Origin of the sequence: Streptomyces sp. NPDC018026, assembly GCF_044327745.1 — a bacterium.
Classification (GTDB): Bacteria; Actinomycetota; Actinomycetes; order Streptomycetales; family Streptomycetaceae; genus Streptomyces; species Streptomyces rubrogriseus.
Genome location: NZ_JBIRFY010000003.1, coordinates 422,815 through 449,702, shown reverse-complemented (window position 1 = coordinate 449,702; position 26,888 = coordinate 422,815). Strand labels below are relative to the sequence as shown.

The following is a 26,888-nucleotide window of genomic DNA, read 5'->3' as shown; positions in this document are numbered from 1 at the left end:
GTCCGGTGTTCCGGTCGGTGGGGTCCTTCACTCCTCTGTTACGGTACCAGTCCGTCCCACTCGATACCGCTCGGTATCACATGGGACTCAACGGTATTCCCACGTTCCCAGGAGTGACAGTGAGAGTGTCCGAGTACGTGCGCCACGACGCGGTGGGGCTCGCGGAACTGGTGGCCAGGGGCGAGGTGACCCCCGCCGAGGTGGAGGCCGCCGCACACGAGGCGGTGCGGCGGGTCAATCCGCGGATCAACGCCGTCGTGGAGACCTGGCCGGCCGACGACCGGCCCGCCCCCGGCAGCACGCCGCTGGCCGGCGCGCCCTTCCTGATCAAGGACTTCGGGGTCGCCATGGCGGGCCGGCGCACGGAGCTGGGCAGCCGGCTCGCGGCCGGGCACGTCGCCCGTTCCGACTCCTTCCTGATGCGGCGCTTCCGCCGCGCGGGACTCGTGACCCTAGGGCGTACCGCGACACCGGAGCTGGCCTACAGCATCACCACGGAACCGGTGCTGTACGGCCCGACCCGCAATCCGTGGGACCCCCGGCGCGGCGCCGGTGGATCCAGCGGTGGCGCGGCCGCGGCCGTGGCGGCCGGAGCGGTCCCCCTCGCGCACGCGACCGATGCCGCCGGTTCGCTGCGCATCCCCGCCGCGTACAACGGCCTCTTCGGGCTGAAGCCCACCCGCGGCCGGGTCTCCATGGGCCCCGCTCTCGACGAGGGATTCAACGGCCTGGCCGTGCAGGGCAGTGTCAGCCGCACCGTACGGGACAGCGCGGCACTGCTGGACCTGATACGCGGCCCGGAGCCGGGCGACCCCTACTTCGCCGAGGAGCCGTCCCGCCCCTACGCGGAGGAAGTCACGCGCCCGCCGGGCTCGCTGCGGATCGGGGTCCTCGCCCGGGCCTGGGGCGGGCGCCCCACCGCCGCCCCGGTGGCCGAGGCGCTGGAGCGCACCGTGCGGCTGCTCGAATCCCTCGGACACCGCACGGAGGAGGCCGCGGTCGGCCTCGGCGCCGACTGGGAGGAGTTCGTGCTGGCCAACGCGCGGCTGTCGACCGCGAATGTCGCGGCCTCGGTCGACGACCTGTCGGCGGCGCTCGGCCGGCCCGTCGACTCCTCGTCCCTCGAACCGGCGACGCTGGCCGCCCACCGCTACGGGCACCGGGTCAGCGGCCCCCAGTTCGTCACCGCCCTCGCGATCCGCAACCGCGTCGCCCGCGGCCTGGCCCGCTGCTTCGACACCTACGACCTGCTGCTCACCCCCACCCTGCCGGAGCTGCCCCCGGCGCTGGGCGCCTACGGCGCGGGCGCGGAGGCGCTCGACGGCCTCGGCTGGATCGAACGGCTCAACGACCACTCCCCATTCACCATGGCGTTCAACGTGGCGGGCACACCCGCCATGTCCGTGCCGGTGACGGCCGACACCGGGACGGGACTCCCGGTCGGCATGCAGTTCGCCGCCGGTTACGGCCTCGAAGGGCTCCTGTTCCGCCTCGCCGGCCAGCTCGAACAGGCGCAGCCGTGGTCGGACCGCACCCCTGCCGTGTGGGCGGGAGACTCTCCCGTTGCGCCGGGTCAGGCGGGCTCCGTCACGTCGCGGTAGTTGCCCAGGAAGCGCGGTGTGCCGTCCTCGACGCGGTAGAGGTAGAGACCGGCCGCGCGTTCGAACTCCCCGGTGTCCGGGGCGAAGGCGATCGTCTTGGCGAGGCCCTCGTACCGGGCCCGGCGCAGTCGCGCCGCGGTCGAGCCGCGTTCCGGACCGCCGTCGGCGGGGCGGCGCAGCGCGGAACCGACGAGGAGCAGGGCGTCGTAGGCCTCCAGGGCGAAGGGCGCGGCCGGTCCGGGCGCGGGTGCGGCGGGGAACCGTTCGGCGTACGCGGCGGTGAACCCACGCGCCCCGGGCAGCCGGGTCGCGTCGGCGTACGCGGTCACGCACAGCCAGCCCTGAGCGGCGTCTCCCGCTTCCTGGAGGAAGGGGAAGGCGGGTGACTCCCCCTCCTCGGGCGGCTCGGGATACAGGACGGGTTCCGGTGCCATGCGGGTGCCCTCGAAGCCGGTCGCCCGAAGGGCCCGCGCGCAGCGGGCGGCGCGGGACGGTGAGGTGCCGGCGTAGATCACCGCCTGGGCGCCCGATTCCCGTACCGACCGGGCCGCCTCGCCCGCTCCGTCCTGGCCCGCCGGGACCCGGTGCACGCTGACCCGGCCGCCGCCCGGCGGAGTCTGCCGGATCCGCTCGACCAGGCCCCAGTCCTCGTCGCCGGTGGCGGCGCGGTCGTCGACGAGGGCGGTGTGTGCGGTCCGTTCCACGGTGCCGAGGTAGCGCAGGAAGCCGTCGGCCGCGTCCACCTTGTCGGCGCGAAGCTGGAAGAGCGCCTGCCGTGAGGCCAGGGACAGGAGCAGCGGGCGCGCGGAGACGGTCACCATGGGCAGCAGTGCCCGCTCGTACCGTTCCGAGACCGCGGCGAAGCCCGTCCCGGTGGTGGGGCCCAGTACGGCGACGACCCTGGTGTCGGCCACGAACCGGTAGGCCACCTCGGCCGCGCGGTCGGCGTCGCCCCGGTCGTCCAGGACGGTCAGGCCCAGGTCGAACGGGCGGCCCTCGGTGGAGTTGTAGTGCGCCACCGCGAGTCGTGCGCCCCGCTCCTGTGCCTGCCCCAGCACCCTCGACGGGCCGGACAGGTCGGCGTGCAGCCCGATGGTCCAGCGGGGCAGTGGTGCGGCACCGCCGTCGTCCGCGCCGGGCCCCAGCAGGCGCCGGGCGGCGAGTCCGGCCCCGGTCAGCGCCGTGGCGAGCCCGGCTCCGAGACCGGCCCGGAGCATCCGGCGGCGGGTCGTCCCCCGGCTCGCGGTGGTGTCCCCCGCGGTGTCCGCGCCGGGTGCCCGCACCGGGGAGTCCCGTGCGGGGGTCGCGGGCGCGGGCGGTGCCGGGTCGGGAAGCGCGAGGACCTCCGCGGTGCGTTCGGCGATGACGCCGGGCAGCGGCGCGGGCAGCCAGCCGTCGTACGCCCCCGCCGGGAGCCCGTCGGCCAGTCGCTCCCGTACGGCGTCGGTGCCGGGCCGGTGGCGCGGGTCCTTGGCCAGACAGGCGCGCAGCAGCCCGAGCAGGTGCGGTGGCGAGCCGGTGAGATCCGGTTCCTCGTGGACCGTGCGGAACAGCGTGCCGGCCACGGTGCCCGCGTCGAAGGGGCGCCGCCCGGTCACCGCGTAGGCGAGGACGCAGCCGAGGGAGAACACGTCGCTGGGCGGCCCGGCCTCGCCGGACCGTGCCTGTGCCTGCTCCGGCGAGAGGAACCCCGGAGAACCGATGACCAGGCCACCGGCGGTCAGGGAGGTGACGCCGTCGGCGCGGGCGATGCCGAAGTCGATCAGCCGCGGACCGTCGAGGGCGAGCAGGATGTTGCCGGGTTTCACGTCGCGGTGCACGAGCCCCGCCGTGTGCACCTCGGCCAGCGCCTCGGTGAGCCGTACGCCGAGCACGCGCACCGTGTGTTCGGGCAGCGCGCCCATACGCCCGACGGCGTCGGCGAGGCTCGGTCCCGGTACGAACGCCGTGGCCAGCCAGGGCACCGCGGCCTCCGGATCGGCGTCGGCGTGCGGCACGAGCCAGCGGCCGGACAGCCGTGCGGCGGCCTGGGTCTCGCGTCGGAACCGCGCCCGGAAGGCCGGGTCGGCGGCGTGTTCCGCGCGCACCAGCTTCACCGCCGCCAGGCCGCCGCCGGGCGAGCGGGCCAGGTAGACCACGCCCATGCCGCCCGCGCCGAGCCGTCCGAGCAGCACCCGGCCACCGATCTCGACGGGGTCGCCCCGACGCAGCGGCCGCACCGCCGGCCCTCGTTCGCCCACCGGCTAGTCCCCTCCCGGCACGGCACCGAGGAAGCGGAACTCGCCGTTCTCGACCCGGTGCAGGTAGCAGACCTCGCCCTCGAACCGGCCGTTCTCCCGGTTGAACACGTACGTCTTGGTCAGGCCGCGGTACCGGGCGGCGCGCAGCAGCGTCGTGAGCCGGGCGCGCTCCGGGGGCCGGCCGTCGCGTACGCCCCGCACCAGTTGGTCGATGGCGAGGTTCGCGGCGTCGTACGCCTCCACCGCGTACCGGCCGGGCGGGGCGCCGAAGCGGCGCCGGAACGCGCGGGTGAACGACGCGGTGGCGGGCAGCCGTTGCGGGTCCACGAAGGACGTGCCGAGCAGCCAGCCCTCGGCGGCCGCACCGGCCTCGTCGAGGAAGACGGTCTCGGCCACGTCCTCCGGCCCGACCCGGGGCCCGTCGAACCCCGCGGCGGCGAGTCCGCGGGCGACCCCCGCCGCGCCCTCGGCCGGTCCCGCGTAGACGAAGGAGTCGACCTTCGCGTGCAGGATGTCCGTGACCTGCGGGCCGAGGTCGTCCAGGCCGGCGGGGACCACTCGCGGGTAGAACCGGGTCCGCGCCTTGCGCATGCCGTCGGCGACACCCTGGGTGATCTGCCAGGCGACGGGGTCCGCCGTGCGGTCCTGCATCAGCCCCGGGTAGGACACCTTCTCCTGCCGGGTCAGATGGACGGCGAGCCCGAACCCGAGCGCGTACACCAGCGGCCGGCAGTGCAGCGGCACCCGGTGGCGGCCGCCGACCAGCCGGAAGGCTCCGGGTTTGACGAGGAGCATCGGCAGCAGTGCCTCCTCGTAGGCGGCGACGGCGCCGTCGACGCACGCGTCGGTGGTCGGTCCGACCACGGCGAGCACGCGCCGGTCGCGCACCAGGGCCTGCGCGGCGGCTTGGGCGCGCCGGAGCGAGCCGCCGTCGTCGGCGGTCCGCAGGCGCAGTGCGAAGGGTTTGCCGGCCCGGGCGTTGTACTGCTCCACGGCGAGCCGCACGCCCTGCTCGTGGGCCTTGCCCGCCGCCTTCCCGGGTCCGCTGAGGTCGGCGTGCACGCCCACCGCCCAGGGCTCCTCCCCGGCGGGTGCGGCGCCGTCGTCGCGGGTCGCGGCCCAGAGCGCGGCACCGCCCCCGGCCAGCGCGAGCACCGCGCCGCCGGAGCCGAGCGCGAGGACCGAGCGTCGGCCGGGGCCGGTGTGCGGCGGGGTCACAGCGCCGCCCGGCCGGTCGACGACGGTGCGGTCGATGTCGGGCAGCGCCAGCATGCGGGCCGAGCGGTCGGCGATGTCCCGTACGACGTGCGGGGGCAGCCAGGCACCGCCGGACGGCGGATCCCCCGCCAGCCGGGCCTCGATCTCCCCCGCTCGGGGGCGGGCCGCGGGATCCTTGGCGAGGCACTGGCGCAGGAGCGCGAGCAGTTCACCGGCCGCCGCGGGATCGGCGGCGGGGCGGGGCGCTGCGCCGTCGTCGGCGGCGATGCCCGCCAGGTCGGGCTCGTCGTGCACGGTCCGGTACAGCACGGCCTGCGCGGTGCCCTCGCCGAACGGGAGCCGTCCGGTGGCCGCGTAGGCGAGCAGACAGCCGAGGGAGAACACGTCGCTCGGCGGGCCGAGCGCACCGGGCCGGGCCTCGGCCTGTTCCGGGGAGAGGAAGCCGGGCGTCCCGGCGACCAGGCCGGTGGCGGTGAGCGCGGTGTGGCCGGTGGACCGGGCGATGCCGAAGTCGATGAGCCGGGGCCCGTCGACGGCGAGGAGCACGTTGCCGGGCTTGACGTCGCGGTGGACGATCCCCGCCTCGTGCACGGCGCGCAGTGCGGCGGCGAGCATCCGGCCCAGCGCGCGCACGCTGTGCGTCGGCAGCGGCCCCGAGCGGTGGACCGCCTCGCCCAGCGAGGGGCCGGGGACGAAGGCCGTCGCCAGCCACGGCGTGGGGTCGTCGGGTCCCGCGCCGGTCACCGGCACCGCCCAGGGGCTGACCACCCGGCGGGCCGCCGCCACCTCGCGGCGGAACCGGGCCCGGAAGTCGGGTTCGTCGGCGAGTTCCGGCAGGACGACCTTGATCGCGGCCGGCGCTCCGGTGGCGGACCGTGCGAGGTAGACGACTCCCATGCCGCCCGCTCCGAGCCGGGCCAGCAGGCGGTGGCCGCCGATCGTCGCCGGGTCGTCCGGGAGCAGCGGTTGGCTCACTTGCGCACCCCTGTCTCCAGTTCGACCCTGGCCGACATGTACCCGATGACCTTCGAGCTGGTGGACTGCAGTTCCTGCTCCTCGTGGCCGGTGCCGCCCTTCACCGAGACGGCGAAGGTGACGACCCCCATCCGGGCCACGTCCCAGATGTACGGGTGCGGACTGCCGGGCAGGTCGCTGTGGATCCGGCCGGTCTCCTGGAGGTAGTCGCCGGTCCCGCTCGGGTCCGGTGACAGATCGCCGCCGGAGCGCAGTCCGGTGATCCTTTCGGTGGTGTTCAGTCGCTGGTCGGGGCAGCGCAGCGGCTCCTCCAGAGTGCGGGCCATCTCCCAGCGGGCGCTCTCCTCGGTGCGGTGGACCGTGACGACGGCGGTGACCCGCAGCGGCCCGGCGTCGCCCTTCGCGGGCAGCTCGCTGCGCCGGACGACGGCGACGAACTGGGAGTCGGGCAGCGGGCGTTGCTCCCACACGCAGTCCTCGTCCAGTTCGGAGGAGCGCCCAGGGCCGCTCTTGTAGTCGCTGCCCTTCACGTACCCGGCTCCCCAGTCGGCGGGCTTCGCGACGACCTTGCGGGCGATCCTCAGGGCCTGTGCCCGGTTCTTCGGCTGCCGGTCCGGGTCCGGCACGAAGTCCAGGAACGTGTCGACGGTCGGGCCGGGGCCCGGGTCGCCGGACGGGGTCGGCTGCCCGGATGTCTCGGGGCTCGCGGACGGCCCGCCGGTGCCGTCGGTGTCGCCGCCGCCCCAGCAGCCCGTCGCGAGGACGGCCAGGGCGAGCGCGCCGCCGCCCAGCCGTACCCGCACCCGTGTCCGTCTCCCCCAGTCCATGTGTCCCCCGTGTCCCGCGTTCACGGCAGTGAATGCCGTCGTACCGTCCCATCGTGCCCGCCGTGCACCGCGCCGCCGACGGGCGGGTGGCGAGCCGTGACGAAACCGATGCAGGGTGAGAGCCGGGGTGTTACGAGGACGGACGGGACCGCGGGGTCCGTGCGCCGGTCCGGCTGGACGGGTCTTCCCGGCCGGGGCCCGCCCCTTCCTGCGGCGGCAGGAAGAGCAGCCGGTCCTCGACGGCGTCCAGATGCCGGGGCGGCAGGTCCATGGTGACGGACAGGTCCTCGGCGGAGGCGAAGCCGCCGACCGCCGCCCGCATGCGCACGGCCGCCGCGGCCCGTTCGTCGGACAGGGTCAGGTGGCGGGCCAGGACGCCGGCGGGCACGTTGTTGACGTCGACGAGACCGCCGTCGGGAAACGCCCGGTCGGCCAGGTCGACCCGGCCGATACGCAGTTCGAGCGCCTGCCGCGGGTCGGTGGCGGCGATGCCCCGCGCGGTCTCCCGCGCCGCCCGCTCGTCGTGGTGCGCGGCGAGCAGAGCACGCTGCCGGTTCTGCAGCGGGCGCAGCAGCTCGGCGTCGGGGCTCTTCCACACCCGGGACCGGATCGCGAACGCGTGCCCGGCCCCGACGAGGATGTTGAAGAACATGGCGGCGCTGAACACGACCTCGTACGTGGCGGACACGTCCGGGTCGAAGGTGATGAACAGTGCGGCCGCCACGCCGTAGGGCACGGTGGCCAGTGCCTGCGCCGGGCTCTTCGTGCGCACCGTCGCGTGGATCATCAGGGGCAGCGTCCCGAGTCCGAGGGTCAGGACGGGGATCAGCGCCCACAGCGAGGTGAGCAGCGTCCGGGTGAGGGACTCTCGTTTGCTGAAGGGATGGAAGTCGGCCATGCTGCTCCCCCGTATCCGTCGGTGCGCGCTGTCCCTACCAAGGTAGGGACTCCCGGGCGGGGCGTCGCGGTTGCGGAATATCCGGGTGCTCGACCGCGCCCGGGGCGCTATCTTCGTGGCATGAACGTCATCGGCAGGAACATCTTCGCGACCGCGCGAGCGACCAGCTCGCCGGTTGCCGCCGCCTGACCTTCCCCCTTTCCCACCGGCGACCGGAAACGGTTCGTCGGTGGTTCACGTGGCGCTCCGCCACCTTCGCCCAGGTGCGAGGACCGCGCGGTTCCGTTCTCCGGTGCCTCTCCCGCCTCCAAGCGAAGGAGTCACCCCATGGACACCGAGGGCGTCCTGCGCACGTTCGTCGAGTACTACGAGGATCAGGGCCATCGCCGGATCACCGGCTCGACGCTGCTGCCCGAGCCGGGCGATCCCGTGCTGTTCACCAGCGCCGGCATGCATCCGCTCACCCCGTACCTGGAGGGCCGCCCCCACCCGCTGGGCCGGCGGCTGGTCAACGTACAGCGCTGTCTGCGCACCACGGACCTGGACGAGGTCGGGGACAGCACGCATCTGACGGTCTTCGAGATGCTCGGCACGTGGTCGCTGGGCGACTACGAGGGCTCGCGGAGCCTCGACTGGGCCCACCGGCTGCTCACCGAGGGTTTCGGGGTCGACCCGGGGCTGCTGCACGCCACCGTGTACGGGGGCGGTGAGCAGGTGGGGCCGGACACCGAGTCGCTGCGGCTGTGGCAGGAGCGCGGCGTTCCCGTGGAGCCGACGGTGGACGACAACTGGTGGTCCAACGGGCCGGTGGGCCCGTGCGGACCCGACTCGGAGATCTTCCTGTGGAGCGGAGACACCCCACCCCGGTCCACGCCCACCGGCGACGACCGCTGGGTGGAGGTGTGGAACCACGTGATGATGCGCCACCGGCGGCTGGACGACGGCCGCCTCGTGCCGCTGCCGCAGCGCAACGTCGACACCGGCCTGGGCCTGGAGCGCCTCGCCACGCTGCTGCAGGGCAAGTCGTCGGTGTTCGAGTGCGACGTCTTCGAGCCGTGGCGACGGCTGCTGCCCACCCTGTGGCCGCTGGACGAACCGTCGTTCCGGGTGGTCTGCGACCACCTGCGGTCGGCCGTCGTGGTCCTCGGCGACGGCGTCCGCCCGTCCAACACCGGCCGGGGCTACGTGCTGCGGCGCCTGGTGCGGCGGCTGCTCACCGTGCTGTGGCGGGACGACCCCTCGCGCGGGCTCGGTGACCTGCCGGACGAGTTGATCACGCACACCCTGGACCACTTCCGGCAGGACGGCGACCCCGGCCTCCTGCGGCGCCTGCTGGTGGACGAGGAGCGCCGGTTCCGGCGGCTCCTGGAACGCGGCCGGAACGTGCTGGCCCGGCCCCGGTTCCGGGGCCCGCTGGGAGAGGAGGACTTCCACTACCTCCATGACACCCACGGCCTGCCGCGCGAGCTGGTGACGAGCCTGCGCGGGGGCGGGTACCCGGAATAGGAGGCGTGCGGACCGTGCGGTCGTGACGCGCCGTCACCCGGTGCGGCGGGTGGGGCGCCGGCGGCGCTGGACGGCTCCGTAGGTCTCTTCGAGGGCGGTGGTCGCCGCGTCGTAGGAGCGCTGGGCGACGCCGACGAACAGGCAGTCGATGACGGCCAGTTGGGCGATGCGGCTGACGGTCGCGCCGGAGCGGAACGGCGTTTCCCGCGCGCAGGTCGTCAGCACCAGGTCGGCGCCGGTCGCGAGCGTGGAGCCCGGGTCGTTGGTCAGGGCGATGGTGGTGGCTCCGCGTTCGGCCGCGGCCTGGAGGGGCTCGGTGGTGTCCTCGGTCTCCCCGGAGTGGGAGACGGCCAGGGCCACGTCGCCGGGCCCCAGCAGGGCCGTCGCGGTGAGCGCCGCGTGCCGGTCGCTCCAGATGAAGGCCATCCGGCCTATGCGGTGCAGCTTCTGGTGCAGGTCCTGGCCGACGAACGCGCTGGCCCCCACGCCGAAGATGTCGATCCTGCGGGCCTTGGCCACCGCGTCCACCGCCCGGCCCAGCGCGTCGACGTCGAGTGCGGCGCCCGAGTCCTCCAGGGCCCGTACCTCGTTGTAGATGATCTTGCTGACTATCCGGTCCAGCGAGTCCGTCGGGCTGATGTCGGTGCCGCCCTGCGCCGCCCGCTCGCCGCCCAGCGCGTGCTCCCGCGCGGCGGCGGCCGCCAGTGCCAGGCGCAACTGGGGGTAGTTGCCCGTGCCGATGGTGCGGCAGAACCGCATCACGGTGGCCGCCGAGGTGCTCGCCCGCTCGGCCAGCGCGTGGATGGACAGTTCCGCGACCTGTCCCGGGTCGGCGAGGACCGCGTCGGCCACCCGCCGTTCCGAGGGTGCCAGGGAGGGCCGGGCGGCGCGGACGCGCGTGAGGATGTCGGCGAGCGGGCTGTCCTGGGCGGACGGCTCCGGCACGCGGGACGAGGACTGGCGGACCATGGCCCCTCCTGGATGTGGTGAACACAGGGTAATGGGGCGGCCCGAGGGCGTCAAAAAGTTACGCCCCAAACAACAGGACGTTACTTATTGACATCCGGAGGGCGGCGTTCCCATACTCGGACGGCGATCCGCACCGGTCACCGACGACCCGGTGGCTCTCGACGTGCCGGGTCACTCGGGCAAAGGGCAAGCCGTATGACTTCAGTAGTGGCGGTAGATCTCGGGAAGACCGGTTGCCGCGCCATGCTGTGGAGCAGTGCCGACTCGTCACGGGCTGTCAGCTCCGTGGCCGGTGCTCCCGGTCTGGCGGCACCCGACGGGGTGGCCGCGGCCCGGGCGGCCGTGCGCGCCGCCGTCGAGCCGCTCCTTCAACAAGCGGGCGGCGACCGGCCGGAGTCCGTCCTCGTGGGTGCCGCCGGAGCGGCTTCGGCACCCGCGGCCGCCCGGTCCCTGGTGGCTGCCCTTCTGGAGGACCTGCCCGTCCAGGAGGCGGCGGTCACCAGCGACGCCGTCACCGCCCACGCCGGCGCGCTCGGCGGCCGGGCGGGGGTGGTACTGGCGATCGGCACCGGGGCGGTCGCCGTCGGCATCGGCACCGACGGGACGTACGCACGCGTCGACGGCTGGGGCCCACTGCTCGGCGACGACGGCAGCGGCGCGCGGATCGGCACGGCCGGACTGCGCGCGGCCCTGCGGGCCCACGACGGGCGGGGCCCGGACACCGTGCTGCTGGACGCCGCCGTCGGCCTCTTCGGCGACCTGGAACGGCTGCCGGCGACCGTCGGACGGGACGGCAATCCCGCTCGTACGGCCGCCGCGTTCGCCCCCGAGGTGGCCCGCGCCGCCGAGGCGGGGGACGCCGTCGCCTCGGCGATCGTCCGGGACGCGGCCGCCGACCTGGCCGAGACCGCGCTCGCGGCGGCCGGCCGCATCACCACCGGCGGCGAGCCACTGCCGACGGCCGTCACCGGTGGGCTGACCGGTCTCGGCCCGGCCCTGATGGCACCGCTGACCGCCGCCCTCACCGGTTCCGGACTCCCCGTGCGGCTCACGCCCGCGCTCGGCGACCCCCTGGACGGGGCCCGCCTGCTGGCGCTGGACCGCGCGACCCCTCACACCTCCCTCGTCGTCCGGGTCCGCCGGACGACCGCCAACCCCCCTCTCCCCACGCCGGCGACCCCACCGGCCAGTGTCTAGGAGCAAGTGTGCGCCAGCTCGACCTCGTGGTGATCGTGGTCTACCTGATCGGGATCGCCTGGATCGGCCTGCGGAAGGCAGGCCGGCAGAAGTCGGCGAAGGACTACTTCGTCGGTGAAGGCCACATGCCGTGGTGGACGGTCTCCTTCTCGGTCGTCGCCACGGAGACCAGTGTCCTCACGGTGATCAGCGTCCCCGGCGGCGCCTACAGCGGCCAGGGGTTCGGCAACGTCGAACTGGCCCTGGGCTACGTCGTCGGACGTGTCGTCGTGGCCACCGTGCTGATCCCCCTCTACAAGCGCGGCGGTTTCGTCAGCGCCTACCAGTACCTGGGCGACCGGTTCGGCCTGAAGCTGCAGGGGCTCGCCTCGGTGACCTTCGTGTTCACCCGGCTCATGGCCGAGGGCGTGCGGCTGTTCGCCTCCGCCATCCCGATCAAGCTGCTGCTCGACGAGTTCGGTGTGCACGCGAGCTACCGCGTGATCATCATCGTGATCACGCTCATCACCGTGGTCTACACGTACCTGGGCGGCATCAAGGCCGTCATCTGGACCGACGCCATCCAGATGGTCCTCTACCTCGGCGGCGCGGTCCTCGCCGTGGCGGTGCTCTCCGCCCACGTCGGCGGTGACGGCTACGCGCGTGCCCTGGACGCCGGGAAGTTCACACTCTTCGACACCGACTTCGACCTCGCCCACATCCTCACCAGTCCGTTCGCCCTGCCCACGGCCATCATCGGCGGCGCCATCTTCGCCATGGCCTCGCACGGCTCCGACCAGCTGATCGTCCAGCGGGTGCTGGCCACGCGGACGCTGCGCGAGGGCCAGAAGGCCATGATCGCCTCGGGTGTCTTCGTCACCGTCCAGTTCGCCGCCTTCTCCCTCGTCGGCGCGCTGCTGTGGTCGTACAACGAGGGCAAGTCCTTCGCGGAGTTGGGGCTGTCCAGCTCGGACAACCTCTACCCCGAGTTCATCCTGCACGGGCTGCCCGTGGTGGTCTCGGGCCTGCTCGTGGCCGGCATCCTGGGCGCCGCGATGGGCTCGCTGTCCTCGGCGCTGAACTCCATGTCGAACTCGACGGTCGCCGACATCATCCACAGCTTCTTCCGCAGTACGCCGTCCGAGGAGGCGCTGCTCAGGCTCGCCCGCTGGATGACGTTGGTGTGGGCGACGCTCATGGCCGTCTTCGCCTGCGCGTTCAGCGCGAGCACGGGCAACGTGTACCTGACCGGACTGACCATCGCGGGCTACACCTACGGCGCGCTGCTCGGCGCGTTCCTGCTGGGGCGGCTGGTCAAACGGGCCAACGAGGTCGACTCCGTCGTGGCCTTCCTGGTCACCATCGGGGTGATGACGTACATCGTGCGCGGGGTGAAGATCGACGTCACCACCGGCGGGACCACCGTGTCCCAGGCGATCGCGGCCCAGTGGCTGGTGCCGATCGGCGTACTGATCACCCTGCTCGTCGGCGGTGTGCTGAGCCTGTTCCACCGGGCGCCGGAGCCCTCGGCGGGCCCGGCACTCGACGAGGACCCCGGCGCCGGACCCGACCGGCTGACCACGACGGCCGGGCGGAACTGACCCCCGTCCCCGTCCCGCTCAACCCTCGCAGGAGTACATCGTGCGTGTGATCGGCCTGATGTCAGGCACGTCCTACGACGCCATCGAGGCGGCCGCCGCGGACCTCGAACTGCGGGGCGAGGCCCTGGTGATGCGCCCGCTCGGCCATCTCTCCGCCCCCTACCCGGACGGGCTGCGCGACCTGATCGCGGACAGCCTGCCCCCGGCGGCGGCAACCGTCCGGACCGTCGCCCGGCTCGACACCGGCATCGGGCAGGCCTTCGCCGAGGTGGCCGTGCGGGCGGTGCGCGAGCTGTGCGGGGGCGCCGCCGACCTGGTGGTCTCGCACGGGCAGACCGTGTACCACTGGGTGGAGGACGGCGCCGTGCGCGGCACCCTCCAGCTCGGCCAGCCCGCCTGGATCGCCGAGGCGACCGGTCTGCCGGTCGTGTCCGACCTGCGCGGCAGGGACGTCGCGGCCGGTGGTCAGGGGGCGCCGCTGGTGGCCATGACCGACGTCCTGGCCATGGCGGCGCTGCCCGGCGTCCCCGCCGCCCTCAACCTCGGCGGGATCGCCAACGTCACCGTCGTCGCCCCCGGCGCCGAGCCGCTGGCCTTCGACACCGGTCCGGCCAACGCACTGCTGGACACCGCCGTACGGCACTTCACCGACGGCGCGGCCGCGTACGACGAGGACGGGCGCCGGGCCGGTGCGGGCCGGGCCGATCCGGCGCTGCTGCGAGTGCTGCTGGACGACCCGTACTACGGCAGGCCCGCTCCGAAGAGCACCGGCAAGGAGCAGTTCCACCTGCCCTACCTGCTGCGGGCGCTCGCGGCGGCGCCCGTCGCGGAGCCCGACGACGTCCTGGCGACCCTGGCCCGGCTCACCGCCGTCACGGTGGCCGACGCCTGCCGGGCGCACGGCGTGACACGGCTCGTCGTGTCCGGCGGTGGCGCGCGCAACCCCGTGCTGATGGGCATGATCGCCGAGGAGCTGCCCGGGGTGGCCCTCGGTGCCAGCGACGCGCTCGGACTGCCGTCCGACGCCAAGGAGGCACTGGCCTTCGCCCTCCTGGGCTTCCTGACCGTCAACGGCCTGCCCGGCACGATCCCCTCGGGGACGGGCGCCCGCCGGGCGTCACTGCTCGGCAGCATCACGCCCGGGCGGGAGCCCCTGCGGCTGCCCGAGCCGGCCGGCGGGCCGCCCCGGGTGCTGCGCGTCGTCGGCGGGCCCTGAGCACTGGTGCGCACCGGGGCCGGACGCCTCAGCCGAGGTCGCCGGTGCGGGCCCGCCGCCACAGGTCGACGTCGCCGTCGACGACCGCGTACTTGTCGATCTCGGCCAGCTCGTCGTCGCCGAAGGACGGGTTGGCCAGGGCGGCCACGTTCTCCTCCAGCTGCTCGGGGCGGGAGGCGCCGATCACCAGCGAGGTGACCCGCGGGTCGCGCAGCGCCCAGGCGAGCGCCATCTGCGCCAGGCTCTGGCCCCGGCGGGCGGCGATGTCGTTCAGGGCGCGCAGCCGCCGGACGGTGTCCTCGGTGAGCCAGCCGGTCGCGAAGGACTTGCCCTGGGTGGCGCGGGACCCCTCGGGCACGCCGTCGAGGTAGCGGCCGGTGAGCAGCCCCTGCGCCAGTGCGGTGAACCCGATGACGCCGAAGCCCTCGTCGGCGGCCGCGTCGAGCAGGCCCTCGGTCTCGATCCACCGGTTGAGCATGTTGTACGAGGGCTGGTGGATCAGCAGGGGTGTGCCCAGGTCGCGCAGGATCGCCGCGGCCTGCCGGGAGCGCTCGGCGTCGTAGGAGGAGATGCCGACGTAGAGCGCCTTGCCCTGCCGCACCGCCGTGTCCAGCGCCGTCATGGTCTCCTCCAGCGGGGTGGAGGCGTCCAGGCGGTGGGAGTAGAAGATGTCGACGTAGTCGAGACCCGTCCGCTTCAGCGACTGGTCGAGCGAGGCGAGCACGTACTTGCGGGAGCCGCCGCCCTGGCCGTACGGGCCGGGCCACATGTCCCACCCGGCCTTGGTGGACACCACCAGCTCGTCGCGGTACGGCGCCAGGTCCTGCCGCATGATCCGGCCGAAGTTGATCTCGGCGGACCCGTAGGGCGGACCGTAGTTGTTGGCGAGGTCGTGATGGGTGATGCCGAGGTCGAAGGCCCGCCGGGCGATCCGCCGCTGGGTCTCGAACGGCTTGTCGTCGCCGAAGTTGTGCCAGTAGCCCAGGGACAGCGCGGGCAGGTCGAGTCCGGAGCGTCCGGTGCGGCGGTACTGCATGGTGCCGTCGTAGCGGCTGGGGTCCGCGACGTGGTTCATGGGGGTTCTCCGGTGGGGAAGCGGGTCGGGCGGCCCGCGCCACGCGACCGTCCGGCCGCGGCGGCGGCGGCGCGGGCACCGTCAGTTTCTCACCGACGTCGGCGAGGTGATCCACCCGGTCGCACTCGTCCCGCCCGACGCCGCTGTCCCCACCTGACCGCCGTCGGACCGCCGCCGGTCAGGTGGAGATGGTGGTGACCGCGTCGACTCCGTAGGTGCGCGCGTAACCGTTCTCCGTGCCCACCAGAAGGTCGACGACCTCGAAGTACCGGTCCCAGAAGGGCGTCTCGCGCAGGGCGTCCACGAGGAGCTGATAGGCGTGGTGGTCGTCGGCCTCCCAGACCCACACGTCGGTGACGCGGGCGGAGTAGAACTCCGTGTCGTAAAAGCGTGACCGGACGCCGGTGGTCCTGGCCCTGACGACGGGGACGACCTCGGTACCGAAGGCGCGCACCCGCTCCTCGACGGTCAGGGCGAGCCACTCGGGCGTGGTCTTGACGAGCATGAACGCGGTGACCGGGGTGCGGTCCGTCTCTTCGGGCATGGCTGCTCCCTGTTTCCGGGTGAGAGTGAGAGTGAGTGAGAGGGGGTGGGCTGGGACTGGGGGCGCGGAGTCAGGACAGGACCGCGGGCCCGAGGGTCCGGGTGACCCAGTCCTCGAAGGTGGTCGGGGTGGCCGTGTCCGGGGTGCGGGTGACGCCCGCGTCGAGGCCGTCGTCCTTGGCCCGCTTCATGGCGACGACGCCGTCCGCGAACTCCCGGTCGAGGCCGTGGCCGACGAGGGTGGCACGCAGGTCGTCGAACGCCTGGCGTTCGTAGCGGACGGGGCGGCCGAGCCGTTCGGTCATGATGCGGGCCAGGTCGTTGGGCGACAGGTCCCGCGGTCCGAGCACCGGGACGCTGCCGGTGCCGGTCCACGACCGGTCGAGCAGGAGGCCGGCGGCCACGGCGGCGATGTCGGCGACGGCCACGAGAGGGGCCTTGCGCTCGGCGTCGACGACGTCGGTGAAGCAGCCGCGCTCCCGGATCGAGCCGGCCTCCTCCAGGAGGTTCTCGAAGAACGACGGGTTGGCCAGCGCACGGTAGGCGACGCCGGTTTCCGCGATGAGGTCGTCCACGGCGAGGGTCGCGGTGACGAGCCCCGCCCGGGCCGCGACCGGGGTGCCGCGGCCGAGTGCGGAGACGCCGACGACATGGCCGACGCGGTGCGCGGCGAGCGCGTTCGCGGCGGGCCGGGTGAAGCCCCGGTAGGCGTCGTCCGGGGTGCGGGAGGAGTCCGGCGGGACCAGCCAGAAGACGGCGTCGGCGCCGTCGAAGGCACGGTCGACGACGGCGGGGTCGCCGTGCGAGCCGGTGACCACCTCGACGCGCTCGCGCACCGGGTCGGCCAGGCGTGCGGGGTCGCGCACGATCACCCGCAGTTCCTCGCCCCGGGCGGGGGCGGACTCCAGGAGCAGGGGCAGCAGTCGGCGCCCGATGTTCCCGGTGGGGGCAGTGATGACGATCATGAAAACCTCGTGGGTCGTTCCGTTCGGGTACGCCCACATCCTGCGGAGCCACGAGGTGTTGCCACAATGGGAACTTCAGCAAGGGATTATTGTCCGGAACGGAATAACACTGGTGAACAGCACAGACCGGATCGCGCCGGTCCTCGACGCCAACCTCGCCGTGGCGCTCGACGCCCTGCTGGCCGAGCAGAGCGTCACCCGCGCCGCCGCCCGCATGCACACCTCCCCCGCCGCCATGAGCCGCACCCTCGGCCGCCTCCGCCGGCTCCTCCAGGACCCCCTGCTGGTCCGGGCGGGGCAGACCATGGTGCCGACCCCGAGGGCACTGGCCCTGCGGGACGAGGCCGCCACCGTCGTACGCCGGCTCGGCGCGCTGCTCACCCCGGCCACCGACGTCGACCCCGCCACCCTGCGCAGCACCTTCAGCCTCCAGACCGCCGACCTGGTCGGCGCGGCCCTCGCCGCCGGTCTGCTGACGCTGGCCGGGCAGGAGGCGCCGGGGGTCTCGCTGCGGTTCCGGGCGGAGGAGCTGGAGGCCGGGCCGGCCCTGCGTGACGGCCGGGTGGACCTGGAGGTCGGGGCGGTCGACCACGTGGATCCCGAGACCCGGGTCGAGGAGCTGGTCACCCTGCGGATGACGGCGGCCGTCCGGCCCGGTCACCCACTCACCGAAGGGCCCTTGACCGCGGCGCGGTTCGCCGCCGCCGAGCACGTCGGGGTCAGCCGGCGCGGCCGGTTCGACGGTCCGGTCGACGCCGTCCTCGCCGAGCACGGCCTCAGCCGCCGGGTCGCCGTCGTCCTGCCGGGGCACCTGGCCGCACTGTCCCTGGCCGCCCGCACCGACGTCGTCGCGCTGGTGCCCGCCGCGCCGGACGACGACTCCGCACCCAGCCCGCTCACCGAACAGGCCTCGGTCCTCGGACTGCGCCTCCTGGACATCCCGCTGCCACTGCCGCCGGTGACCATCAGCATGGCCTGGCACCCCCGGCACACGGCCGACGGCGCGCACCACTGGCTGCGCGGCGCGGTCCGCCGGGTGCTGCGTGCCGGGCCGTCCGGCCGCCGCGGGTAGTCGGGGGGAACGGGCGGGACAGGGTGCCGGTCCGTCTTCCCCGCCGCGGCACCCGCCGCCCGCTCCGCTTGCGGGGGCCGGGCGGCGGCGGAGACTGATACGGACGACGGCACTCCGGAAGGCCTGGACGGATGGGCGAGCACGCGGTGCGTCCCGGCGCCGGGACGCGGCACGGCCGACGGGCCGACGTGCCGACGGCCTCCGCCCCCTCCTCCCTCCCGCCCGGCCCGCCCCGACACCCGCACCCGCACCCGATTGACGCGGCCGCTCCTGGGCACACGTGCCGCGGGAACCACGCGGGCCGGGGCCCCGGGCACGGCCCGGGCGTCGGCGGGACCGCTCTGCCGGGCAGGGCGAAGAGGGTCCCGTGCCCCGTGTTCGAGTCGCGCGGCTCCTGGGCGTCAGCCACTCCCCGACGAAAGGCAGTCTCATGACGGACACCCCGCCCGCCACCACCACGGACTCCGGCGCACCGGCGGAGAGCGACGAACACTCGCTCACCGCGGGCCCGGCGGGTCCGGTCCTCCTCCAGGACGCCTACCTCATCGAGCAGATGGCGCAGTTCAACCGGGAGCGCATCCCGGAACGCCAGCCGCACGCCAAGGGCAGCGGCGCCTTCGGCCACTTCGAGGTGACGCACGACGTGAGCGCCTACACCAAGGCGGCCGTCTTCCAGCCGGGCACGCGGACCGACCTGGTCACCCGCTTCTCGACCGTCGCCGGCGAGCGCGGCAGCCCGGACACCTGGCGCGACCCGCGAGGCTTCGCGGTGAAGTTCTACACCAGCCAGGGCAACTACGACATGGTCGGCAACAACACCCCCGTGTTCTTCGTCAAGGACCCGATGAAGTTCCAGCACTTCATCCGGTCGCAGAAGCGCCGGGCGGACAACAACCTGCGCGACCACGACATGCAGTGGGACTTCTGGACGCTCTCGCCGGAATCCGCGCACCAGGTCACCTGGCTCATGGGAGACCGCGGCATCCCGCGCACCTGGCGCCACATGAACGGCTACACCTCCCACACCTACATGTGGATCAACGCCTCGGGCGAGCGCTTCTGGGTGAAGTACCACTTCAAGACGGACCAGGGCATCGAGTACTTCACCCAGCACGAGGCCGACCAGATGGCGGCGGCCGACACCGACTACCACATGCGGGACCTCTTCGAGCACATCCGCGACGGCGACTTCCCGAGCTGGACGCTGCACGTGCAGGTGATGCCGTACGAGGAAGCCGCGGGGTACCGGTTCAACCCGTTCGACCTGACGAAGGTGTGGCCGCACGGCGACTACCCCCTCATCCCGGTCGGCCGCATGACGCTGGACCGGAACCCGACGGACAACCACGCCGAGATCGAGCAGGCGGCCTTCCAGCCCAACAACCTGGTCCCCGGCATCGGTCCGAGCCCGGACCGCATGCTGCTGGCCCGGCTCTTCTCGTACGCCGACGCCCACCGCCACCGGATCGGCGCGAACTACCAGCAGCTTCCCGTGAACGCCCCGGTCGTCGACGTCCGCACCTACTCCAAGGACGGCGCGATGGCGTACCGGAAGACCACCGACCCGGTCTACGCGCCGAACTCCAAGGGCGGCCCTGCCGCCGACACCGAGCACTACGGCACACCGCCCGGCTGGGAGACGGACGGGTCCATCACCCGCACGGCCTACGTCAGCCACGCCGAGGACGACGACTGGGGGCAGCCGGGCACGCTGGTGCGCGAGGTGATGGACGACGCGGCCCGGGACCGGCTGGTGGACAACGTGGTGGACCACCTCCTCAACGAGGTGACCGAGCCCGTGCTCCAGCGGGCCTTCGAGTACTGGTCGAACATCGACAGGAACATCGGCGAGCGCATCGCCAAGGGCGTGCGTGCGAAGGCGGGCGAGAAGGACTTCAAGGCCGCCGAGCAGCGCAATCCGGCCCGCCGGTCCATGCAGGACAAGGCCTGATTCCTCCCGCGGTTCTCCGCTCCAACGGGGCGTGCGCCGACCGGCGCACGCCCCGTTGTGCGTTCCCCGGCGGTCGGCGACGACAGTCCATGACAGTGACTGACATCGCATGTTACCTTCGATGACAGCGGCTGTCATCGAAGTCGCCGCATACCGACATACCTGGAGGATTCTCATGCGTGTTTTCGTCACCGGCGCCTCCGGCTGGATCGGCTCAGCCGTCGTTCCCGAGCTCATCGGGGCCGGTCACCAGGTCGTGGGACTCGCCCGTTCGCAGGCCTCGGCCGAGGCGCTCACCGCGGCCGGGGCCGACGTGGTCCGGGGCACCCTGGACGACCTCGACGTCCTGCGGCGGGCCGCCGCCGACTCGGACGGGGTCGTCCATCTGGCCTTCAAGCACGACATCGCGTTCTCGGGCGACTTCAAGGGCGCCGGCGAGGCCGACCGGCGGGCCGTCGAGGTGATCGGCGAGGCGCTCGCCGGGTCCGACCGGCCGTTCACGATCGCGTCCGGAACGCCCGCGATTCCCGGGCACGTGGCGACCGAACACGACGGCCACGACGCGGACCGGGCCGCGGCCGCCCGGGGCGACGCCCAGCACATCCGGGCCGTCACCGCCGAACTCACCCTCTCCCTCTCGGCCCGCGGTGTCCGCTCCTCCGTGGTGCGGCTGGCGCCGACCAATCACGGCGAGGGGGACAACGGGTTCGTACCGGCCCTCATCGGGATCGCCCGCGGCAAGGGCGTCTCCGGGTACATCGCGGACGGCGCCAACCGCTGGTCGGCGGCGCACCGTCTCGACTCCGCGCGCCTGTTCCGACTCGCGCTGGAGAAGGCCCCCGCGGGCTCGACGCTGCACGCCGTCGCGGAGGAGGGCCTGCCGGTGCGGGACCTCGCCGAGGTGGTCGGCCGGCAGCTGGGCCTGCCGGTGGTGTCGGTCCCGGCCGCGGACGCGGAGGCCCACTTCGGCTGGCTGGCGGGCCCCCTCGCCGCCAACCGCGCGGCCTCCAGCGTCCTGACCCGCGAGCTGCTGGGGTGGGAGCCCGTCCAGCCCGGGCTCGTCGAGGACCTGGAACAGGGCCACTACTTCAAGTAGCCCGGTCGCCTCGCACGGCCACGGTTGCCGCGAGGAGCCCCGGCCCGGGCCTCAGACCAGCTCGGGCTGCGGTTCCGCGGGGCGCGGCGGTTCCGGCTGCCGCGCCGGCACGGCCTTCGCCTCCCACCGCCGGGTGGTCCGCAGGTACCCGAGGATCACGGAGGCCATCGCGAGGAGAAGCAGCGGCCCGGCCGCCCACGGGTGCTCGGCCATCTCCACCGGCAGGTACCGGTAGGACACCAGCAGCACCGCGAACACCGCCGTGCCGGACGCGACCAGCCGGACGGCGGCACGGTCCCAGCCCCGCGCGGACGCCCGCATCGCGGCCTCGACGGTGAGCGCGAAGACCACGCCGGCGACGAGGTCGGCGCCGTAGTGGTAGCCGAAGCCGAGGGTCGCGGTGAGGGTGGCGACCAGCCAGAACGTGCCCGCGAAGCGCATGCCCCGTGAGCCCCTGCGGGAGTGGATGAACAGCGTCGTGGCCCACGCCGTGTGCAGGCTGGGCATGCAGTTGCGCGGGGTGATGTCGTCGAACGGGATCGCCTGCGGCGCGCCGGCCGGCGGCAGCGTGTCCGGCCACAGGTTGGCCACCGCCCACTGACCGCCGTCGGCGCCGTAGGCGAAGACCGGTCCGACGACCGGGAAGACCATGTAGACGGCGGGCCCGAGCAGACCGATGACGAGGAAGGTCCGCACGAGGTGGTGGCTCGGGAACCGGCGCTCGACCGCCACGTGGCGCAGTTGGTACAGCCCGACGAGGGCGGCGGCCAGGGGCAGCTGGCCGTAGACGAGGTGGAGCAGGTGTCCGCCGACCGGCTCGGTGGCGTCGACGAACCGGCCGGCCAGCCACGAGGGGTTGCCGAGCGCCTGGTCGGCGGTGGCCACGTACGGGTCGAGCACCGCCTTGCGGGTCTCCGAGGTGATGAGCAGCCAGGTGTCGCCCGTCTTGTGGCCGGCCACAAGCAGCAGCCCCAGCCCCACGCCCTTCAGCAGCAGGGTCCGCTCGCCGCCCTCGCGGCGCGTCACGGCGACCACCGCACAGCCCAGGACCACCCACAACGCGCCGTTGCCGAAGTTCATGTCGGCGCCGGCCGCCCAGCGCACCAGCCAGAAGACGACGTCGATGCCGATCGCGGCACCGGCCGCGACCAGGCGCTGCCGCCAGGTCAGCACCACCATCGTCAGCGCGAGGCCGGCGTACAGCAGCGGCCCCGAGTCGGGCGCGAAGACCACTTCTCGCGCCTGCTCGGTGATCGGGCCCCGCACGCCGTAGTGGCGCGCGGCGAATTCCAGCGCGACGAGGAAACCGAGGGTCACCGCACCGGCCGCGGTCCACAGCAGGACCCGCGGCCGACGCAGCGCGGCGGACAGACGGCCGCGGTCTCTTCGCGAGGATATTCGTGTCGGTAGGGTTTTCAATTGTTTGGCCCGTTTGCTAGGGGGTCGGACAAATGGGTGGCTCACCCAGGTCACTCGCACGGTTCGTCACGAGTTCGAACATGCTAACGGCACCGCCGAGCCGACCCCCGGGCGCGCGTCGGGCCGCGGGCCACCGGGCCGCCGTAGCGGTCGGTGCGCAGGTCGCGTTCGAGGAGAGGGACTGGCCCGGATCTCGGGCACGACGGCTACGCTGGAACCTGCCACCGACGTCAGAGGCAAGTAGGTGTGCCGCGGATCACAGCAGGGAGCAGGTCGTGCGGATCGGGGAAGTGGCGTCGCGGGCCGGGGTCAGCGTCCGGTCGGTGCGCTACTACGAGGACCAGGGGCTGCTGGTCAGCACGCGCAGCGCCGGGGGCCAGCGCCAGTACACGGAGCACGAGGTCGAGCGGGTCCAGTTCCTCCAGCGGCTGTACGCCGCGGGCCTGTCCAGCCGGACCATCGCCGAACTGCTGCCCTGCGTGGACGCGCCCAGCGAGGCCCGTTCCGACGCCGCGCTGGAGCGCATGGCGCAGGAGCGGGACCGGCTGACCGAGCACATCGCCGACCTCGTCCGCACCAGGGACGCGCTCAATGCCCTGATGACGGTGGCCCGTGAGGACCAGGACACCTAGTTTGCCCAATCATGTCGGGCAAGCTCATAATCTTGCCGGCTGCCTGGTGAGCGATGCGGAGGACGGGTGTGGCTCGGGTAGGACTGACGACCGAGGGCCTGATCAGGGCCGGGGCCGAGACGGCCGACGAGATCGGCTTCGAGCGCACCACGCCGACGGAGCTGGCCCGGCGGTTCGGCGTCCGCACGGCGAGCCTGTACTCGCATGTCAAGAACGCCCACGAGCTCAAGACCGGGATCGCACTGTTCGCCCTGGAGGAGCTGGCCGACCTGGCCTCCGAGGCGGTGGCCGGGCGGGCCGGCAAGGACGCGCTGACCGCGTTCGCGAACGTCTACCGCGACTACGCCCATGAACACCCGGGCCGCTTCGCCGCCACGCAGTTCCCCCTCGACGCCCGGGCGGCGGCCTCCAGTGCCGGGGGGCGGCACTCCCAGATGTCACGGGCGATCCTGCGCGGATACCGCCTGGCGGAACCGCACCAGACCCATGCCGTGCGGCTGTTGGGCAGCGTCTTCAGCGGCTTCGTCGGTCTGGAGGCCTCGGGGGGCTTCAGCCACAGCGCCCCCGGCACGCAGGAGAGCTGGACGGAGATCCTCGACGCGCTGGACGTCCTGCTGCGGACCTGGCCGACCACGTCCTGACCCGGCGCCGGGCACCGGCGGTGTCCCCCCTCTCGCCTCAGGACCGGGCGGCGGTGAGGGAGAGTGCGTACAGCGCCGTCGAGGTGAAGTCGTCCGCCGGTTCCACCGTCTGCCAGGCCCGCACGTCGTCGACGTAGCCGGCGCCGCGACCGTCGTACCGCGACCACGGCCCGCCGTCCGGGGCGAAGGAGCAGGGACGGCTGCCGTCGATGGCGTCGGGCTCCTTCAGCAGGTCCGCGTCGTTGGGTCCGTTGACGACGGCGCCGCGCAGGATGTCGCCGCGGCCGGTGCGGCTCATGGCCAGGTTGGCGACCTGGTGCTGGGGGCAGTGCGGGTAGAGGTCGCCCGCGCCCACGACGAAGCTGGTGCCCCAGGCGTTGGCCCCGAAGACCCAGGCGCGCTGCTGCGCGGCGAAGTCGTCGTAGCGGTGGTCGCCGGTGACGCGCGCGTACAGCTCGGCGGTCGCGAGCAGCCCGAAGGTGTTCGGCACCGCGTCGAAGTCGGTGGGTATGACGCCCGACCGGAAGGGGTCCTCGGCCGCGCGCTTTCGCCCCGTCTCCACCTGCCGCCTCAGTTCCGCCTCCAGGGCGCCCGCGAGGTCGGCGTCGGGGTCCGCCGAGGTGAGCACGTCGGCGTGGGCGAGGGCGCTGACGTCGGCGGGCCCCAGGGTGCCGTCGCGCTCCTCGCGCAGGACCGCGCGGGCCCAGGTGACCGCCTCGCCGCGCCACCGCGAGGCGCGTGCGTCGCCCAGGGCGTCCGCGCCGCGGAAGAGTTCGACGGCCGCCCACTCCATGTCGTCGCGCCAGGAGTGCTCCTGGTAGTAGTCCGCGGGCACGGTGGTGACCAGGTCCCCGGCGTCCGGCCCGGTGTCCGCCCGCGCGTAGACGGCGGCCGCCTTGTCCAGCCACTCGCGGGCCTGTGCCGGATCGTCCTCGGCCGCGGTCTGCGCGGCGAGGGCGAAGGCCGCGGCCACCCGGCCCGCGAGGTTGGGGCTGACGGGCTGCCCGGGTTCGTTGGCGCGGAAGACGGGCCGGTACTTGATCAGGTAGTCGGGGTCCCCCGGTCGCACGCCGAGCCGGTCGTCCTGCTCGGGCAGCCGCCACACGTCGTGGTCGCCGCGGACCTCCCGGCCGCCCGACCCGAGCCCCACCTGTGCGTAGAGCGTGCCGGTCTCCCCGTCCCACATCCTGTCCAGCCAGGCCAGACCGTGCCGTGCCTCCGCCCGCAGTCCGGGCACCGCCGTTGTGTCGCGGACGGTGCTCAGCATCTGGGCGACCACGTAGGACGTCGTGTGCGTGAACTTCAGGAAGTCGCCCGCGTCGAACCACCCGCCCGACACGTCCACGGGGCCGCCCACCTCGGCCGGCCGGCCGGTGCCCGCCGGCTCGTAGACGCGCGCCCGCTCGTCGGTCAGGTGCGAGGGTTCCCGCCCGGTCGCGTCGGCCAGTACGTCCCCGCCGTCCCGCTGGGTGCCGAAGAAGCGCACGCCGTCCGCGCGCAGCGGGTCCAGCAACTGCCCCGCCGGCGCCACCCGGAAGCGGACCTCGCTCGCGCCGCCCGCGCCGACCAGGCGCAGCCGGTAGGTGCCGGTGCGGCGCAGCGAGGAGAGGTCGACGGTGCGCACGGCGGTGTACGTGTCGTTCCAGCCGCCGAGGGAGGGACCGAGGGCGCCCTGCCCGGCCGTGTCGCCGTGCTCGTCCAGGACCTCGAACCCGGCGTCCGCCAAGGTGTCCCGGTCGCCCATGACATAGGCGAACTTCTTCTCGCCGGCCACGTAACCCACCTGGTTGACGCGGATGGCCGCCGGCGCCTCGCCGCCGTCCCCGGAGCACGCGGTGAGGCAGCAGGCCGCCAGGACGGAAGTGGTCAGGGCCGACACGGAGCGGGCCGACGGCGAGAAGAAGTGGCTCATGGCGGACAGTCTGGTCGATGGCACCACCGCGGCGCGGGCCGAGGTACCGACCGGGGGGAGGGCGGGAAAGTGGACGTTTGTGCGGGATAGGCTCTGATCCGCCAGCCCACCCGGACCGCCACAGGAGGAGTCGGCCATGGGGCCACAGGACCCGCAGGAGGCTCCGGCCGCCCAGGACACGGCCGAGCGGCTCCGGGCGATCGGCGACGAGTTGTCGGACCGCTTCTACGAACGGGCCGACGTCGTACGGACGCTGCTGGTGACCCTGCTGGCCGGTCAGCACTCCCTGATACTCGGCCCGCCGGGAACCGCGAAGTCCGAGCTGGCCAGGGAACTCACGGGCCGGATCGTGGGAGCGTCCTACTGGGAGATCCTGCTGTCCAAGTTCACCGCGCCGACGAGGATGTTCGGGCCCGTCGACGTCGCCGCGCTGACCCGCGGAGAGTACCGCCAGGTCTACGAAGGGCGTGCCACCACCGCACACGTCGCGTTCATCGACGAGATCTTCAAGTGCTCCACCGCCGCGCTGAACGAGACGCTGGGCTACCTCAACGAGCGGATCTACCACCCCGAGAGCGGCGGTGAGCCCGTCCGCTGCCCCCTCATCGGCGCCATCACCGCGAGCAACGAGCTGCCCGACGGCGAGGACTCGGCCGCCATCTACGACCGGCTCCTGGTGCGGCTCGAGGTCACGTACCTGGAGGATCCCTCGAACTTCGCCGCTCTGGTCCGCTCCGCCGTCAGCCGCCCGGCCACGCCTGAGCGGACCACCGTCGACCTGGCCGCGTTGCGGCACGCGGTGGCCGAGGCCGTTCCCGCCGTGGAGGTGCCCGACGGGATCGTGGACGCCGTGTGCACGCTGCGGGCCGCGCTGCGCCGCAAGGAGCTGATCGCCTCCGACCGCCGCTGGCGGCAGGCGGTGGGCCTGCTCCAGGCATCCGCGTACCTCGACGGACGTCCCTCGGTCGCGGAGAGCGATCTGTCGGTGCTGACCCACGTGCTGTGGAACTCCCCCGCCGAACGCCCGACGGTCGAGCGCGAAGTACTGCACCTGGTCAATCCGGACGCCAAGGAGGCACTCGACCTCGCCGACACCATCGAGGAGCTGGAGACCCAGCTGGACGCCATGGCCGGGCAGTCCCGCGAGGCGCTGAGCGAGTGGGTCATCAAGAAGGCCCACAACCAGCTGGCCATGGCGGGCAAGCGGCTGGAGAGACTGCGCGCGGAGGCGGTGGGCGCGGGCCGCTCCACCACCGCCATCGACCGGGTCACCGGCCGCCAGCGCGCCGTCCGCGCCCGGGTGCTCACCGAGGCCCTCGGCGTGGACGCGAGCACGGTCCAGGCCCAGCTCTGAG

General features: G+C 73.6%; 21 protein-coding genes. 11 read left to right on the top strand and 10 right to left on the bottom strand.

What is annotated here, in order from left to right:
• Window positions 1-119 precede the first annotated feature (119 nt).
• A complete protein-coding gene (locus tag ACH4D3_RS12165) occupies window positions 120-1,601 on the top strand; it encodes an amidase (protein ID WP_398320107.1) in 1,482 nt (493 codons plus the stop codon).
• Here ACH4D3_RS12165 and ACH4D3_RS12160 read toward each other — a convergent pair.
• From ACH4D3_RS12160 to ACH4D3_RS12145, 4 genes are all read right to left on the bottom strand, one after another.
• Complete coding sequence (locus tag ACH4D3_RS12160; protein ID WP_398320105.1) at window positions 1,574-3,841, bottom strand: bifunctional serine/threonine-protein kinase/ABC transporter substrate-binding protein; 2,268 nt, start codon at window positions 3,839-3,841, stop codon at window positions 1,574-1,576. The genes ACH4D3_RS12165 and ACH4D3_RS12160 overlap by 28 nt on opposite strands.
• 3 nt (window positions 3,842-3,844) lie before the next feature.
• A complete protein-coding gene (locus ACH4D3_RS12155; RefSeq protein ID WP_398320102.1) occupies window positions 3,845-6,034 on the bottom strand; it encodes a bifunctional serine/threonine-protein kinase/ABC transporter substrate-binding protein in 2,190 nt (729 codons plus the stop codon).
• Window positions 6,031-6,861 carry a hypothetical protein gene (locus ACH4D3_RS12150; RefSeq protein WP_398320099.1) on the bottom strand — a complete coding sequence of 277 codons (831 nt, stop codon included), beginning with the start codon at window positions 6,859-6,861 and terminating at the stop codon, window positions 6,031-6,033. Before ACH4D3_RS12150 ends, ACH4D3_RS12155 begins: the two co-directional genes overlap by 4 nt.
• A 130-nt stretch (window positions 6,862-6,991) precedes the next feature.
• The gene (locus tag ACH4D3_RS12145) at window positions 6,992-7,759 is read right to left on the bottom strand and encodes a hypothetical protein (RefSeq protein WP_398320096.1); all 768 of its coding nucleotides are present in this window, start codon (window positions 7,757-7,759) and stop codon (window positions 6,992-6,994) included.
• 327 nt (window positions 7,760-8,086) lie between these two features.
• On the opposite strand from ACH4D3_RS12145, the gene ACH4D3_RS12140 reads away from it, so the two are divergent.
• On the top strand, window positions 8,087-9,265 hold the full coding sequence (locus ACH4D3_RS12140; protein ID WP_398320093.1) for an alanine--tRNA ligase-related protein: 1,179 nt from the start codon (window positions 8,087-8,089) through the stop codon (window positions 9,263-9,265).
• A 33-nt stretch (window positions 9,266-9,298) separates the two neighbouring features.
• Here ACH4D3_RS12140 and ACH4D3_RS12135 read toward each other — a convergent pair whose 3' ends face one another.
• Window positions 9,299-10,234 (bottom strand): MurR/RpiR family transcriptional regulator, encoded by a 936-nt coding sequence (locus ACH4D3_RS12135; protein ID WP_398320090.1) that lies wholly within the window; start codon window positions 10,232-10,234, stop codon window positions 9,299-9,301.
• 195 nt (window positions 10,235-10,429) lie between these two features.
• Between ACH4D3_RS12135 and ACH4D3_RS12130 the strand changes: the two genes are divergently transcribed.
• The 3 genes from ACH4D3_RS12130 to ACH4D3_RS12120 are packed head-to-tail and all read left to right on the top strand — an operon-like array spanning window position 10,430 to window position 14,227.
• Complete coding sequence (locus ACH4D3_RS12130) at window positions 10,430-11,431, top strand: N-acetylglucosamine kinase (protein ID WP_398320087.1); 1,002 nt, start codon at window positions 10,430-10,432, stop codon at window positions 11,429-11,431.
• Window positions 11,432-11,439: 8 nt separating this feature from the next.
• Window positions 11,440-13,011, top strand: coding sequence for a sodium:solute symporter (locus tag ACH4D3_RS12125; RefSeq protein WP_398320084.1), 1,572 nt, complete (start codon window positions 11,440-11,442; stop codon window positions 13,009-13,011).
• A 40-nt stretch (window positions 13,012-13,051) separates the two neighbouring features.
• Window positions 13,052-14,227 (top strand): anhydro-N-acetylmuramic acid kinase, encoded by a 1,176-nt coding sequence (locus ACH4D3_RS12120; RefSeq protein WP_398320081.1) that lies wholly within the window; start codon window positions 13,052-13,054, stop codon window positions 14,225-14,227.
• Window positions 14,228-14,255: 28 nt separating this feature from the next.
• Here the strand turns inward: ACH4D3_RS12120 and mgrA are convergent, their stop codons facing one another.
• The 3 genes from mgrA to ACH4D3_RS12105 form a co-directional block, all read right to left on the bottom strand.
• The gene (gene mgrA, locus ACH4D3_RS12115) at window positions 14,256-15,302 is read right to left on the bottom strand and encodes an L-glyceraldehyde 3-phosphate reductase (protein WP_398320079.1); all 1,047 of its coding nucleotides are present in this window, start codon (window positions 15,300-15,302) and stop codon (window positions 14,256-14,258) included.
• Window positions 15,303-15,480: 178 nt separating this feature from the next.
• A complete protein-coding gene (locus tag ACH4D3_RS12110; RefSeq protein ID WP_398320076.1) occupies window positions 15,481-15,846 on the bottom strand; it encodes a darcynin family protein in 366 nt (121 codons plus the stop codon).
• A gap of 70 nt (window positions 15,847-15,916) precedes the next feature.
• Window positions 15,917-16,810, bottom strand: a complete 894-nt coding sequence (locus tag ACH4D3_RS12105) for an NAD(P)H-binding protein (RefSeq protein ID WP_398320074.1) — start codon at window positions 16,808-16,810, stop codon at window positions 15,917-15,919.
• Between the two features lie 112 nt (window positions 16,811-16,922).
• Between ACH4D3_RS12105 and ACH4D3_RS12100 the strand changes: the two genes are divergently transcribed.
• The 3 genes from ACH4D3_RS12100 (at window position 16,923) to ACH4D3_RS12090 (ending at window position 20,929) form a co-directional block, all read left to right on the top strand.
• Entirely contained in the window at window positions 16,923-17,882 is a 960-nt protein-coding gene (locus ACH4D3_RS12100) for a LysR family transcriptional regulator (protein ID WP_398320071.1), read from the top strand.
• 430 nt (window positions 17,883-18,312) lie between these two features.
• The gene (locus ACH4D3_RS12095; protein ID WP_398320068.1) at window positions 18,313-19,833 is read left to right on the top strand and encodes a catalase; all 1,521 of its coding nucleotides are present in this window, start codon (window positions 18,313-18,315) and stop codon (window positions 19,831-19,833) included.
• A 175-nt stretch (window positions 19,834-20,008) separates the two neighbouring features.
• Window positions 20,009-20,929, top strand: a complete 921-nt coding sequence (locus ACH4D3_RS12090; protein ID WP_398320065.1) for an SDR family oxidoreductase — start codon at window positions 20,009-20,011, stop codon at window positions 20,927-20,929.
• A 51-nt stretch (window positions 20,930-20,980) separates the two neighbouring features.
• Here the strand turns inward: ACH4D3_RS12090 and ACH4D3_RS12085 are convergent, their stop codons facing one another.
• A complete protein-coding gene (locus ACH4D3_RS12085) occupies window positions 20,981-22,348 on the bottom strand; it encodes a phosphatase PAP2 family protein (RefSeq protein WP_398320062.1) in 1,368 nt (455 codons plus the stop codon).
• A 275-nt stretch (window positions 22,349-22,623) separates the two neighbouring features.
• Between ACH4D3_RS12085 and ACH4D3_RS12080 the strand changes: the two genes are divergently transcribed.
• Entirely contained in the window at window positions 22,624-22,980 is a 357-nt protein-coding gene (locus tag ACH4D3_RS12080; RefSeq protein ID WP_398320059.1) for a MerR family transcriptional regulator, read from the top strand.
• A gap of 68 nt (window positions 22,981-23,048) precedes the next feature.
• Window positions 23,049-23,621 carry a TetR/AcrR family transcriptional regulator gene (locus ACH4D3_RS12075; RefSeq protein WP_398320056.1) on the top strand — a complete coding sequence of 191 codons (573 nt, stop codon included), beginning with the start codon at window positions 23,049-23,051 and terminating at the stop codon, window positions 23,619-23,621.
• Between the two features lie 37 nt (window positions 23,622-23,658).
• Here the strand turns inward: ACH4D3_RS12075 and ACH4D3_RS12070 are convergent, their stop codons facing one another.
• On the bottom strand, window positions 23,659-25,533 hold the full coding sequence (locus ACH4D3_RS12070; protein WP_398320053.1) for a glycoside hydrolase family 9 protein: 1,875 nt from the start codon (window positions 25,531-25,533) through the stop codon (window positions 23,659-23,661).
• Between the two features lie 136 nt (window positions 25,534-25,669).
• On the opposite strand from ACH4D3_RS12070, the gene ACH4D3_RS12065 reads away from it, so the two are divergent.
• Window positions 25,670-26,887 (top strand): AAA family ATPase, encoded by a 1,218-nt coding sequence (locus ACH4D3_RS12065; protein ID WP_398320050.1) that lies wholly within the window; start codon window positions 25,670-25,672, stop codon window positions 26,885-26,887.
• The last annotated feature ends 1 nt before the right edge of the window (window position 26,888 follow it).